Below are 14032 nucleotides of genomic sequence, written 5' to 3' on the forward strand. Positions count from 1 at the left end.
GGGTTTACTTTCCATTACTCCGTTACCTTCATTATAGCTCTGGAAAAATCTTCAACTACACATATTATGACTTCATTTGATATGAATGTGACAAATAAGGTATTTGTTTTTTTTTATGGGAAATAAGAATGAATAAGGTAATTTAACCCTTATCCAGCGATACAAAAAAGACTGCAGCGCCTAAGCAAGCTGCAGCCATTCCATCTTAAAGTGTATGCGTTTCTCCCGGACATACCGGGCCTTCATTTTCCTGTGGGTCACAGCTTCAGGTGCAATCTAGACTTACCTAAGGCGCAAGCTCCTGCACGGTCACTTGGACTTCTGCATAGAGAGACGTTAGCGGATTGGTCGCGCGGATCACCGTGCTGCCCGCTGCCAGCGCCTGAAGCTGTCCTTGGGCATCCAGAGCTGCCACGCTGTTGTTCGAGCTGGTCCAGATGAGCGTTTGATCCGTTGCATCATTCGGTGCTATGGAGACCGTGAACCGGTGTGAATCCCCCACCTGTAAGTCAAGCGATGCCGTACCGAGACTAATACCGGTTACGGGGATCAGCTCGAACTTCGCAGCATCCGCGCGAAGCGGTCTGTCATGGGCTGGATTCGCATCCTTCACGGTGACGTAGGTGTTGGAGCCTTGGGGCAGATCATAGAAGCCCAGTGCCTGCCATGTGCCTTGCAGGGCGGATGTATCGAGGATCTTGGAATCCGTCAGAACTCCGTCCACATAGATGGAATATTGGGCTGCTCTCGTGGTATACACCGGCGTCGCAGGCGTTCCAGGCAAATACACAGATATCTGGTACCGGCCTGGCTGGGAAATGGCCGGCGACCATGTGGCGGAAGCTCCGGTCGGATTTGTTATCGCCCTCGAAATTCCTCCGTTGTAGCCTTGGAGTACAGTAGAGGTTACCCATTTATTCGTAGCGATCCCCAGAGTGCCGTTAATCTCCGTGTAGCCCCCGTTAACCCCATAGCTGCTATAGATGGCGACCGGTTGGATGATAGGCAGCAGGCCCACATGAACGGAGGCTTCCGCGTAGAGCGACGCGAACGGGTTCGTAGCGCGAATCACAGCGGTGCCCACGCCCACTGCTGACACTTGTCCTTGTTCATTGACCGTCGCGACGGCAGAGTCGGAGCTGCTCCAAACCAGTTCTCTCTCCGTGGCATCGGCTGGGACAGCCGTCGCCGTCAACGCATACGATTGCCCCACTCCTAGAGCAACGGACGCTTGGCTCAGAGCTATTCCCGTTGGCGGAATCCATTCGAACTTGGCGACATCCGCCCGAAGAGGACGTTTGGTCGGCTCGCTGCTGCTATCCTCGACAATGACGTAATTATTGACGCCTCTTGACAGGGGATAAACGCCTAGCTCCACCCATTTGCCTTGATTGTCCCATTGGTTGACGGTCTTCACCTCAGTTTGAATTCCGTTCACATAAATGGAGTATGAGGCGCTGCGGGTGGTATTGGCCGGAGCACTCGACTGTCCGGGCACGTACACCGTGATCCGGTAATGGCCCGGAGCTTGGATGATCGGCGTCCACTTGGCCGAAGCTCCTGTCGGATCTGTGATTGCCCTGGAACCTCCTCCGTCATACCCTTTGGCCACGGAGGAGGTCACCCACTTGTTCGTCGCGGTCCCTATCGTTCCGTTCACTTCCGAGTAGCCGCCGTTAACCCCATAGCTGTTATACAAAGCAATAGGTCCGGTAGGTACGGGGATGACATCTTCGATCTCTGCGATCGATCCTTTCACATAGATCGGGTCTTTCGTAAGCTGGACGCGTACAACCCCGTCCACCGGCGGCAGCATACGGCTATTGCCCATCATATCCGTTACCAGGAGGCCAGCCGTCGTGTGAAGTTTGAGCTCGGCACCCGCCGGAGCGTACATCACCCGGAGCGTATCGTTTCCTTGGGTAAACTTATGCACATAGACCAATCCGGGAGAGATCTCCTCGGTCTGCTGGAATTGCGCACCCGTTAATTGACGTGTCAATGCAGCATACGCCGCGTAAGCTGGCTTGGGAACATAGGCGCCCTTCTCATCATTCGGATTTCGGATCAATCCGAACGTCCCTTCATATTCATTGGGAACGGTCGTTTTATTTTGCAGATTATAAATATTGATCTTCTGGATGTCCTGGGTGAGCGCCGTTACTATTCTTCGGACTGTGTAATTCGCTTGCACATGCTCATCAAAATTAAAATTTGTAAAGCCTGTTTCGGAGAGATTGATCGGGATCAGTTGATTATGGTTATACGCTTTCATGATTCTTTTGTGCCTGTCGATATCCTTGACAATCTCTTCCGGGTTCCGCGTATAGGAGTGAAACGAATACTCATCCATATACTGCAAGGCGCCTTTTTGATAAAGCGATTCCAAGAAAGCGTCCGAGCCCAGCTCCCCGAACACGAAACCGGTTATTTTCACGTCGGGAAAGACAGGATGCAGCTGCTCATAGGAAGTTTTCAGCAGATTAAAATAAAAGTCCGCCTTCTGTTCCTCTGTAGTCAATCCCTTCCCGAATGAAGGAATATCCGGCTCGTTCCAGATTTCCACCTGACCAATCTCGGGATATCTGCTCAGCACCTGCTTCCCATACTCGGCAAACGCCATCCTCGCCTCCGTGCTGGCAGGAACCAGTCCTCCGTCATACAAGGAATTGTACAGCGCAAGCGTCATGTAAGGCTTGAGATGGTTCGCAGCCAGCCTGTCCATGAAATCATCATGAAAGGACTTGAAGCTGTAGAGACCCTTCGACGTATCCTCAATATCCTCCCATCTCAAGGAATCTCTAATATACTTGACTCCCAGCTTGGCGGAAATAGGCAGAAGAGCCGCCGAATCCTGAGCTATGATATCCGTCCGTGCGGCATGTGTCTGAATCGAAAACTTCGAATCCTCAATCTGGCTCAGGTCATAATTGGAGACGACCGCAAACGAGGTCTCCTTGCTGGAGGTGACAACGCCATGTTGCTTGGCTGAGACCACCAGCTTAAACCAGCCGTACCGAAGAGGGTTCACCGTCAGCTTCGTTTCTCCATTCACCACTGCCTGGCTGCCGCTTGCCACGGTAGCTCCCCAATAATCCGTATACGCCCAATCGATTTCATCGCCATCTGTCTGAATGTCGAAGCTTTTGGTATCCGTTTCATAAAAAATATTTCCTGTAACCGTTTGCAAAATGTTCAAAGAAGAAGCGGCGTAGGCTGTAGTCCCTCCCGCCGTAAATCCCGTGCCTGCAAAAACCACCAGCAGGCACGCCGCCATGAGTGTGGCTAACGTGCTAGTAAGCCGGCCATTTGACATGTCATTCTTCCTTTCTCTCGTTGATTTGGATATTTCTGTACACCTGTGGCGAAAAGCCGGCATCCCCCCTTTCGCAGCCCGAACTGCATTTAATGTAAGATGGCACCATAAGCCAATAGCTCATTTTGCAGGGTTGTCACCTGGAGCTCTCCGGGTGCCAGACCCAGCTTCACCGAGAGCGCCGCCGCCGTCCCGGCCGCTTCACCCAACGCTATAGAAATCGACATCACTCGAAGGGAGCTGAACGCTTCGTGAGTCGCGGAGATGCATCTGCCCGCAACCAGCAGATTGGATACTTGCTCCGGCAGCAGGCAGCGGTACGGAATATCGTAGGAGGTCCCTTTGTTCAGATGGACGATATGAGTACCATGCCCCTGCGGATCATGAATGTCGATCATATAGTGGGCCTGGGCTACAACATCGTCGAATTGCTTTAACCCGAGCACATCCTGCTCAGTCAGCGTATAGGCTCCTTTGATCCGGCGGCTTTCTCTCACTCCTGCTTGGCAGGCTATGCGCTGCAGGTAGCTGTTTTGGAAGCCCGGCATGCAGTCTCTGAAAAACCGCAGCGACTCCTCGATCTGATACCTGCCTTCGATCTCGGCGCGCGTCAGATCCTCCACACGGGTTCCATTCACCTGCTGAATCCTCGCCATGTTCAAATAAACAACATCCGGTCTGCCCGGAAGCATCCACCCGATGGCAATATCCTTGCGCGGCACATTGAATAAATAACCTTCCGCCTTGGCCTTGGACACCCGCTCCTCCTGGCTTTCGAAGATCATGTGGCTCATGCCGCTGATGTGGCGGTTGAACGGCCCTCCCTCGATAGGCTGGATTTCCTTGACCAATTCATCCGCATCCACACCGCCCAGGGCGAACATTAGCGATACCGGCTGCATGAGGCCATCGCGAGGTCTTCCGATTTCATAGGAAACGCCTGCACGTGCGCTGACATCCCCGTCTCCGGTCGCATCCACGAACATTTTGGCCCGAATGGCCTGACGGCCGGATTTGCTTTCCACCAGGATGGCTTCCACCCGGTCTCCCTGCATGACTACGTCCGTGACCAGGGTGTGCAGCCTCAGCTCGACCCCTGCATCCAGCAGGGTCTTCATATAATAAAACGCCAGCGCATCGGGATCGAACGGCTCGTAATTATCCGTCTTGAGCAGGGCTCCCTTCAGGTACAGCGCCTCTCTTAGCTCCTGATAAATCCCCCCGATGATCAGTCGTTCACCATCATGAAACCCGCTGGCAAAGCCTGCAACCAAGCTATTCGTACCCACGCCTCCAAGAAATCCGTAGCGTTCGATCAGCAGCGTGGAGGCTCCGCTCCTGGCTGCCGCCAAGGCAGCCGCAAAGCCGGAAGGCCCGCCGCCTGCCACGACGACATCGACCTCACGGATAACCTCGACTTGATGCTGGGGAATTAATAGATGCATGTTGTTCCTCTCCTTTGGTTAAGTTTGTTAAGTCATGATCCGGCATCCGGCGTATCAGCCCTTCAGGCCCGTATTTGCGATACCCTCTACAAACCATTTCTGGAAAAAAGCAACCACGGCGATTAAAGGGATCAAAGCGGAAACGGAAGCTGCCATCATCAGGGTATAATCCGTCCCGTTCTCATCCACAAAATTCGTAAGTCCGATAGGCAGCGTGTAGAGATCCTTGTCACGAAGGAAGATCAGCGGATTTTCGTAATCATTCCAATGCCAGGTGAAGGTTAAGATCAGCAAAGCAACCATCGCCGGCTTGGCCAGAGGCAGGCAGATTTGCCAATACATCCGCCAGTAACCCGCACCGTCCACTTTGGCCGCCTCCAGAAGCTCGCCGGGAACGGTAATGAAAAACTGGCGCATCAAAAACGTACCGAACACTGTAAACATCCCGGGCAAAATGATGGACAAATGCGTATTGACCAAGCCGAGCTGATCGAAGACAATGAACCGCGGAACCAGCAAAACCTGGGATGGAATAATCATGGTCGCCAGATACAGCAGGAACAGCTGGTCCCGGCCTTTGAAATTCAGCTTAGCGAAGGCAAACCCCGCCAATGAGCTGGTAATTAAAGATCCGGCTACCGTCAGAAACGTAATCTTGGCCGTATTCCAGTAATACAAAAGGAAATTGTAGCTGCCGCCCCATACGTTCGCATAGTTGTCCAGATTCCAGCTGCGCGGAATCCACTCGATCGGGGTTTTGAAAATATCCGCCGGAATTTTGAAGGATGCCGAAAGCATCCATAGAAAGGGCAGGACGATCACGACGGCCAGCGCCAGCATCCCTATCGTGACACTGAGCTTGATGGTTTGCTGAACGAGCGTTTTGCTGCTGTGACTTGCCGTCCTGCCGGATAGAGTCGTTAATTGCTCGGTTTGCTTGCTCATTATACGGTGTGCTCCTTTACCAACAATTTTAAAAATGCTGCTGCCATTTTTTCTGACCTCTCCACTGAATCAGCGTGACGACAAAAATAAGGATGAACAAGAGCCAGGAGAGCGCAGCCGCATACCCCATTTTGTAATATTGGAAGGCTTGTAAATAGATGTGATACGAAAGGACCATCGTAGAATTCAGCGGTCCGCCGTGGGTCATCACATTGACGACGGCAAACACCTGGAACGTAGAAATAATCAGTGTGATGGCGATCAGAAAACTGGTTGGCCTGAGCATGGGAATGGTTATTTTCCGAAACTGGACAATTCTATTGGCGCCATCGATGGCCGAAGCCTCGAACAGATCCTTGGATATTCCCTGCAGGCCCGCCATATAGAGCACCAGGGTATATCCTATATACGTCCAGGCGACCAGTATAATGATGGAGATCAGCGCCCAATCCGGACTCGTCAGCCAGCCTGGCGGATGCTCGATTCCCAGCGTGCGCAGGAAGCTGTTAATCGGGCCCTTGCCCGGATTGTAAAGCACACTCCATACGATCGAAATTACGACGAGGCTGCTGACATACGGCAGAAAAAACAAGGTTCTCAGCAGACTCTTCAAATAGACATATTGGTTCAAGACCACAGCCACCGCCAAGCCAACCGCCATCGAAGCAGGAACCGTGAGCGCTGTAAATATAACGTTGTTTTTAAGCGAGGCAATCAGGTACTCGTCTCCCCACATCTTCACGATGTTGCTCATACCGGCGAAGGATAAGCCCGCCAAGCCCTTCAAATAATCCCAGTCCGTAAAGATCAGAAAAAAGCTGAATACAAGCGGGAGCACGATAAACACGGCCACTCCCAGGAAATTAGGCAAAATAAACAAATATCCGGCCGCATTCTCCCGCAGAGCCTGACTTCCTATCTTCGACTTCAAATTCTGTCACCTCTTCATCTGTTGTTTAACATAGATATTAAAGGCTCTTCAGGTAAATAAAAACGGAGTATTTATGGCAAAGTCAGGTGCATTTTTACACATGATCTATCCTGAAATAGGTCAAAAAAACACCTGCCTTCCAGGTTGGAAAGCAGGTGTTGTCAGCCTTATTTTTTGGCAGCCTGGATCGCTTGATCGGCCCTTGCTTTGAGGCTTTGCATCGTTTTATCAATCGGCTGCACATTCATGAAGTACTTCTCCGACTCTTCCGTCAAAATCTTCGTTAACTCCGTATAAGCCGCAGATTCCACTTGGGCCGGGAATACATAGTCCGTCTTCAGGATTTTCTTCAGAGAGTCGACATCCATGAGCGCAGCCGCATCGCCTACAAGCAGCTCTGCCACTTTATCGGTATCGGCCTTCTTATTCGTCGGAATTCTCCCCCCGGCTATCATGGCCGTATTGCCTTCGCTCAGGTACCACGCGATGAATTTCATCGCTTCTTCTTTATGTGTGCTCTTGCTGTTAATCGACATGAGATCGTTGAAGCCGGCTATATTGACTTTCCCGCCCGCTTCGAGTTGAGGATTGGGGGCAAAGGCGACTTTGAATTCACGCGGGAAGTTTTTGGTGTCCTTTACATAGCGAAGCAAGTGCGTTCCACCCAGAATCATGTTGGCTTTACCAGTAAATAATTCGCTGTGGGTGGCAAGCTTATTGGATACGGTTTCCGCCCAGGTGACCATATTTCCTTTGTCATACAGCTGCTTCTGAAGCTCAAGTCCCTTCTTCAGCGCCGGGCTGTCGAAGTTCGATAATCCCTTGTCGTTGTAGTACGAATCCTTGGGCTTAGCCAGGGTTAAAGCAATCTTGGGCAAAATTTCTCCCGGAGCCTGGATAAAGCTGCCCTTCGCCTCCCCCTTGGTCAGCTTCCCTGCCAATGTGATGTATTCATCCCAGGTCCACTGTTCAGGCAGCTTGTCACCCGCAGCCGTCAGGGTGGTCTGATTGATCAGCACCATAGAAAGCTGCTTCATGGCCGGCAAATAGTAGGTCGTATGATTGGACTTGATGATGTTGCCGTTGCCGATAATTTCATCCACCTTGAACCCGCTCTTGGCAATCAGCTCATCCAGCGGAGCGGCCATTCCGGCATTCATTCTGCGGTTGTAATAGGTTTCGCCGTAGCTGATGAAGATGTCGGGGGCATCGGTCTTGCTGATCAATGCCGTATCCAGCTTGGTATTGCCGCTGTCGTCATTCACATAACGGATGTATTCGACTTGAAGATCCGGGTTGGCTTTATTCCAGGCAGCCACGACATCCTTCGGTCCGCTCTCTTCGGGTACGCCCCCCCACATCGTCAATTTGACCAGTCCCTTCTTGGTCTCGGTATTCGGAGTGCCGGCCGCCTTCTCTGAGCCATTTCCGGTGTTGCTGGCACATCCGGTGAAGGCAAGGCATGCAGCCAGCGCTGCAAGCGGTAAGCCTTTTCTAATTGGTTTCATGTAAACCCCTCCAACTCATTATGTCTGAAACTGTTTACATCGTAGCAATCGGAGGGCTTGATCTAAAGAGTGGATTTCTGTATAAATCCGGCTTATTTTTATTTATTGAAATACTTCCGTTTGTACTCCTGCGGATAAATCCCCTCTACCTTCTTAAACAGCTTCCCAAAATAATTGGGATCTGTGTATCCGATTGCCTCCGAAACCTCATATATTTTCATGGACGGGTCTCTGAGCAGCTCCCTGGCCTTCTTCATCCGATGACGAATGATAAAGTCCATTAACGTCTCGCCTGTTTCTTTTTTGAACAATACGCTCAAATACGCTTCCGTAAATCCGATCACTTTGGCCAGCTCGGACAGCTTGATGGTTGATGTATACTGCTCTTGAATGATCTTGACCACAGCCTGTATCTCCGGCCTCCACTGCTGATTCGAGCATTCCTTCATATACTGAACGTACATCGGAACCCAGCCGACAAACCATTGGTACATATCATCCAGTGTTTCAACCGCTCGTATGACGTGAAAAGGATACCTGCCCCGATAAGGCGGCACCGAGTAAATATCTCCGCCAAGCTCCTGCAGCGACTGCGAAAACAGATGGATCAGCCTGATCCATTGCTCCTTCACATCGTCCGGATGCCAGCGTCGCTCCCGGTCCATCCACGCATACAGCTGCTTCACAGCGCCTAGCAATGCTTCCTCGTTGCGCTGCTCGATCATCCGTATCCATTCCTCGTTGGGAATGATGGCCGGAATCTCCGTACCTCGCGTATATTGGGCTTGCCGGTAATGAACAGTCTGTCCAAGCCCCGTGTAGAAGTAATACTGCAGAGCTTGATCGGCCTCCAGATAAGCGGCATGAATCTGAACCACCTCTTCGAACGGATCGGAAACTCCGCAACAGACCGACAGCTTTAAATATTTATAGATGCATTGCTTGATTTCATCGAGAATGGATTCGGAGTAACGGTGCAAAAACAAGGTGAACTTCCCGTTCTCAAGCTCGATAAACTCCCCTTCGGCCTCATTCTTCAACAACTCCAGCACGATATTGGCCACTGAATAGCTGAGCAGCTTTTCGCTTTTGAATTTGTTCTCCTCCAAGACCTGCTCGTATTGATTAATTTGAATATTTACGATCTGAAAGCCGCCCTGCAGCCGGTAGCCGAACTCCTGAACAACCTCCTCAATTTCTTTATAGGAGCACTGCTTGGTAATAATCTCGCGAAATCTTTTTTCCCTGGCTTCCTTCTTGAAGACATTCAGCTTCGTATGGATTTGCCGCTCCTGATCCAACTGCTGCTTCACGGTCAACAGCTTATCGATCAACTCCTGGGGCTCCATCGTCAGCTTTAACACATAATCAAGGGCTCCGATCTGAAGCGCCTTACGCACGTATTCGAAGTCATTGTGATTGGATAAAATAAAGCTGCGGATATGAGGATACTTATCCTTGACCTGTTGAAGCAAGGTCAAGCCGTCCATCTCAGGCATACAAATATCCGTCAGGATGATGTCGCAGGGATTACCATCCAAGATCTGCATAGCTTCACGCCCGTTGCTTGCTTCTCCGATTAATTCAAAGCCTTGCTCCTCCCAGGAAACAAATGTCTTCAGTCCCACCCTTACCAAAAACTCGTCATCAACGATCAGTACCCTTATCATGTTGACTATCCCCTCTCAAGCAAGGTATCCGCACCGTTACAGCCACACCTTCCGTCTCTCCACGTTCGAACGTTAAGCCGTAGGCTTCGCCAAAATGCATCTTCAGTCGATCGTTAATATTGTTCAAGCCGATTCCACTAAATTTGGACGAGGTCAGCCGCTGGTCCTCTACCGGTTCTGACGGCGGCCTCTGGGGGCTGCCTATCCCATTGTCCTTCACGACGATCAGCAAGTCCCCGCGCTCTGTATACGCTTCGATCGTAATCCTCAGCGGTGACCGATGTCCATGGATGATGCTGTTCTCAACAAGCGGCTGTAATGTAAACTTCAGAAAAGAAGACGCAAGCAGCTCCTCAGGAACTCGGATGTCCAAAGAAACCTCATTGTTAAAACGAACGTTTTGCAAGTTCACATAGCTTTGCAGAAAATCCAGCTCTTCCTTCAATATCGTGACTTCCCTATCATGATTCATGGCATAGCTGAGCAGCTTGCCCAGCGATGTAATCATCTGGCTCACATGCTCGGCTCCCGACAGACGGGCCGTCCATTTAATCGAATTCAGTGTATTGAACAGGAAATGCGGCTTCACTTGGGCTTGCAGCGCCTGAAACCGCGCCTCCTCTTTTCTTCGCTGCTCCTCCGAAAGCCGCTCAATCAGCTTGCGCAGATTAAGAACCATCGCATTGAATTTATGGCCGAGCATCGCGATCTCGTCGTTCCCTCTGATATCGGCGATGGAAGTGAAATCCCCATTGCCCACCTTGACCATCGAGCGGTGCAAAATTTTGATCGGCTGAATGAGCTTAAGCATAACCAGAATAAACACCACGCAGAAGAATAAACACAGCAGGGTAAGCCAGAGGATCGATTTGTTCCTCAGCGCCTGGAGCTGACCCGTAAATGGCTGCTGCGGCGTTGCCCGGATCAGCTCCCAGCCCAGCTGCTTAACTACGCTCTTATTGATGAGATAGCCGGCTTTCTCTGTCGTATTCTGATCCAGAGCGTCCAAGGACAAATGATCGAACACGTCCTTGCTGCCGAGCATCAAGCTGCCGTCCAGCTGAAGGAACAGCTGGCTGGAGGCGGCTGGGGCCGGATCCGTCCTGTCCTCACGAGCCGAGAATTCCGGCAGCACGGCTTGAATAGGCACACCGATAAACACGATGCCCTGGCCTGTGCCGGCATCGCTTTTGATCAGCCTGGTCATCACCAGCAGTTGGGTGCGCTGGGGGACATAATCATTTTCGATGCTGTTGGTATAAGCAACCTGCCAGTTGGGAGTGCCTTGCGCTGTCTGGGCCTGCTGAAACCAGAATTCCTTCTGAAATTCCTGATAGGATCGGGCAGCATTCCGGCTTGTCCAGGTGGCATACATATGGCCTTTGAAATCGAATACGGCCACATACGCCTCGCTTTCCAACAGAAAATCACGGATGTTCGTTATTTTCCTGTTCACCCCCATAAACTTCTGCAAGGTGGAGTAATCATTAATTTCTATATCGCGGTCGTTCCGGATCAAATCCACAATATCGGGATCATTGACGATCAGATGCGAGGCTTTTACGATACGCTCTGCCGTGGTGTTCATTCTATCCGTTATTTTCCCAAGAACCTCGGCATTCGTCTGATTGATCTCATGGACCAAGAGCTCCTTGGAAGCTTCGTAGTAAACCATCACCGTAATCAAGATGGGCAGCATAATAAAAATAACGAAGGAGAGCAGCAGCTTATCGCGAATACTAAACAGAAGCCTAGGGATTTTCCATTTCACCTGTTCATCATCCTTACTATATAAAAATAGCAACTGCGTAACAGCTGCCATCAAGAGTCTCCTGCCGACAAAGGCTTTCCTCCGCATACCTTTGTAATCAGTATATGATACACTAAAGCCCTGCATAAACATACAGGTGAGTTTTGTGCTTTTTCTGGACTAATTTGTGCTGGGTCCCCAAACACAGGGCATTCAACACGAGGAACCTTCGTCACAGGTAAAAGCCCCCTTGGGATCAAGGGAGCTGAATGTACATGTATGCCGCAGCCATGGAGAAGCTGTCCTCCGTTTCATAGGCTGTGTTGCTAATCGGTTACCGCGCGTGCTGCGCTTCGAACAACGCCGCGTTCACAACCTTCCTCAAGAGATGCATGGTTCCGTCCCCATTACCGGGATCCGCCGATTGGATACGCTCATAGCCTCTCCGCTCGTACATCGGCAGAAGCCATGGATGCTTCTCCGCGGTTGCCAGCGTAACCGCCGGTGCGCCGAGCTTGTCGCGTATGATCGCCTCTTCCATCCACGTCAGAAGCTTGGAGCCGATGCCTTGGCCCTGATAGGCTGGGTCCACGGCGAACCACTTGACGAATGGCCATTCGGACACCCACCTTGGATGTAGACCTTTAGACAGTGTGAGGGTTGCCGCGATCTGTCCGTCCACCTCCAGTACATAGCATTCATGGTTTTCAATATTGTCCTGGATCAGCGCCAAATCGGCATTGGCAGCTGGCCAATGCAGCTCCAGGTCGCGTATGGTGACATACGCTTCGTATATCACATACAGCAGCCTCTCCGCATCGTCCGCTGTAGCCAGCCGGTATACTTCACTCATCGTCTTCACCTCAGCCCTTTGATCTGGCAAGTTCGAATATCGGCTTGCCCCCTGTACCTTGTCTTTGACTCGCCTTCCATGTTACAGCTAGCCTTGCGACACGGCCTGCTGACGCTCCACCGTGTATCGGTTCTCAGGAACCGGGACGCCCAGGTTGCCGCGCAGGGTGTCGGCTTCGTATTCATCGCGGAACAATCCGCGCTTCTGCAGGATCGGCACGACATGATCGACGAACTCCTCCAACCCGCTCGGTATGGAGGACGCGATGATAAAGCCATCGGCGGCTCCGGCTTCAAACCAGGCCTGCAGCTTGTCGGCAACCTCCTCCGGCGTACCGATGAACGTCGGCTTCGGAGTCGCCGCGCGCTGCGCAGCCTGGCGCAAGGTCAGTCCCTCTTCCTTAGCGCTGTTCTTGATCTTGTCGGTCGTGCTCCGGAAGCTGTTCCGGCCCAGATCGCCCAGGTCCGGGAATGGCTCGTCCAGCGGATACTGCGAGAAGTCGTGATGCTCGAAGAAACGGCCCAAGAAGTCGAGCGCCTTGTCGATAGAGACGAGACTCGCGGCTTCCTCATATTTGCGCTCCGCCTCCTCATGCGTCGAGCCGATGATCGGCCCAATGCCGGGCAGGATAACAATTTCATCCGGATGACGGCCCAGTGCCTTCGCGCGCCCCTTGACATCGTCATAGTACAGCTTGGCTTCCTCGATCGTCTCTTGACTGGTGAAGATGGCATTGGCTACCTTGGCCGCGAAGTTCCTCCCGTCCTCAGACGACCCAGCCTGGAAAATAACAGGCTGGCCCTGCTTGGAGCGAGCGATATTTAGCGGACCCTTGACCGAGAAGTAATTCCCCTTATGATCCAGCGTATGCAGCTTGGAAGGATCGAAGAAAACCCCGGATGCTTTGTCGCGCACGAACGCATCATCTTCCCACGAATCCCACAGCCCGTTCGTGACCTCCAAGTATTCGTTCGCAATACGATAACGCTCGGGGTGCGACGGATGCTGCTGCTCGGTCTTGCCGAAGTTCAGCGCAGAGCCCTCCAGCGGTGAAGTCACGACATTCCAGCCTGCACGGCCGCCGCTGATCGTATCGAGAGAAGCGAACTGGCGTGCGACCGTGAACGGCTCGCTGTAGGAGGTGGATAGCGTACCCACCAGCCCGATCTTGGAGCTTACCGCGGCCAGCGCACTCAGGATCGTAATCGGCTCGAACCGGTTCAGGTAATGCGGAATCGACTTTTCCGTAATATACAGGCCATCCGCGATAAAAGCGAAATCGAACTTGCCGCTCTCCGCCTTCTGCGTCCAATGCTTGTATAGCTCAAAGTTCACGCTCGCATCGGTGATCGCATCCGGATGTCTCCAGCCGGAGATGCTGCCTCCAACCCCTTGAAGGAATGCGCCCAGCTTGATTTGCTTCTTTCGGCTCATCGTCTTCTCTCCTCCGTGTCATTTAACATAAGTGAAAAACAATACTCAATTAAACACATTGATTTTATCGGTTTTAGAACAAACATATACCCATGATCAAAAACTTTAACCCACCTTCCTTCCTGTCGTCCAATTGATTTCTTCTATTTAACATTTATAAAATCTATTAGTGTTTCTGGC

The 14032-nt window shown here is 51.6% G+C and carries 9 protein-coding genes; all 9 read right to left on the reverse strand.

Features of this window, described 5'->3' with window-relative positions; all coding sequences use genetic code 11:
• Positions 1-286 precede the first annotated feature (286 nt).
• Complete coding sequence (locus WMW72_RS04765; protein WP_341414275.1) at positions 287-3316, reverse strand: golvesin C-terminal-like domain-containing protein; 3030 nt, start codon at positions 3314-3316, stop codon at positions 287-289.
• An 89-nt stretch (positions 3317-3405) separates the two neighbouring features.
• Complete coding sequence (locus tag WMW72_RS04770) at positions 3406-4761, reverse strand: FAD-dependent oxidoreductase (protein WP_341414276.1); 1356 nt, start codon at positions 4759-4761, stop codon at positions 3406-3408.
• Positions 4762-4815: 54 nt separating this feature from the next.
• Entirely contained in the window at positions 4816-5706 is an 891-nt protein-coding gene (locus tag WMW72_RS04775; RefSeq protein ID WP_341414277.1) for a carbohydrate ABC transporter permease, read from the reverse strand.
• A 28-nt stretch (positions 5707-5734) separates the two neighbouring features.
• Positions 5735-6637, reverse strand: coding sequence for a carbohydrate ABC transporter permease (locus WMW72_RS04780; RefSeq protein ID WP_341414278.1), 903 nt, complete (start codon positions 6635-6637; stop codon positions 5735-5737).
• A gap of 167 nt (positions 6638-6804) precedes the next feature.
• A complete protein-coding gene (locus tag WMW72_RS04785; protein WP_341414279.1) occupies positions 6805-8145 on the reverse strand; it encodes an ABC transporter substrate-binding protein in 1341 nt (446 codons plus the stop codon).
• Between the two features lie 98 nt (positions 8146-8243).
• Positions 8244-9815: a response regulator gene (locus WMW72_RS04790; RefSeq protein WP_341414280.1), complete on the reverse strand. Its 1572-nt coding sequence runs from the start codon at positions 9813-9815 to the stop codon at positions 8244-8246.
• Positions 9793-11637, reverse strand: a complete 1845-nt coding sequence (locus tag WMW72_RS04795; RefSeq protein ID WP_341414281.1) for a sensor histidine kinase — start codon at positions 11635-11637, stop codon at positions 9793-9795. The genes WMW72_RS04790 and WMW72_RS04795 overlap by 23 nt, the downstream gene beginning before the upstream one ends.
• A 262-nt stretch (positions 11638-11899) precedes the next feature.
• Entirely contained in the window at positions 11900-12418 is a 519-nt protein-coding gene (locus WMW72_RS04800; protein WP_341414583.1) for a GNAT family N-acetyltransferase, read from the reverse strand.
• Positions 12419-12505: 87 nt separating this feature from the next.
• Positions 12506-13852, reverse strand: a complete 1347-nt coding sequence (locus WMW72_RS04805) for an LLM class flavin-dependent oxidoreductase (RefSeq protein WP_341414282.1) — start codon at positions 13850-13852, stop codon at positions 12506-12508.
• Between the last annotated feature and the right edge of the window lie 180 nt (positions 13853-14032).

It is taken from the genome of Paenibacillus filicis (assembly GCF_038070315.1).
GTDB lineage: Bacteria > Bacillota > Bacilli > Paenibacillales > NBRC-103111 > Paenibacillus_G > Paenibacillus_G filicis.

Bases quoted from the DNA above. Each gene is read 5' to 3' on its own strand.
- WMW72_RS04765 (WP_341414275.1), bottom strand. From the start codon at position 3,316: ATGTCAAATGGCCGGCTTACTAGCACGTTAGCCACACTCATGGCGGCG.
- WMW72_RS04770 (WP_341414276.1), bottom strand. From the start codon at position 4,761: ATGCATCTATTAATTCCCCAGCATCAAGTCGAGGTTATCCGTGAGGTC.
- WMW72_RS04775 (WP_341414277.1), bottom strand. From the start codon at position 5,706: ATGAGCAAGCAAACCGAGCAATTAACGACTCTATCCGGCAGGACGGCA.
- WMW72_RS04785 (WP_341414279.1), bottom strand. From the start codon at position 8,145: ATGAAACCAATTAGAAAAGGCTTACCGCTTGCAGCGCTGGCTGCATGC.
- WMW72_RS04790 (WP_341414280.1), bottom strand. From the start codon at position 9,815: ATGATAAGGGTACTGATCGTTGATGACGAGTTTTTGGTAAGGGTGGGA.
- WMW72_RS04795 (WP_341414281.1), bottom strand. From the start codon at position 11,637: ATGGCAGCTGTTACGCAGTTGCTATTTTTATATAGTAAGGATGATGAA.
- WMW72_RS04800 (WP_341414583.1), bottom strand. From the start codon at position 12,418: ATGAGTGAAGTATACCGGCTGGCTACAGCGGACGATGCGGAGAGGCTG.
- WMW72_RS04805 (WP_341414282.1), bottom strand. From the start codon at position 13,852: ATGAGCCGAAAGAAGCAAATCAAGCTGGGCGCATTCCTTCAAGGGGTT.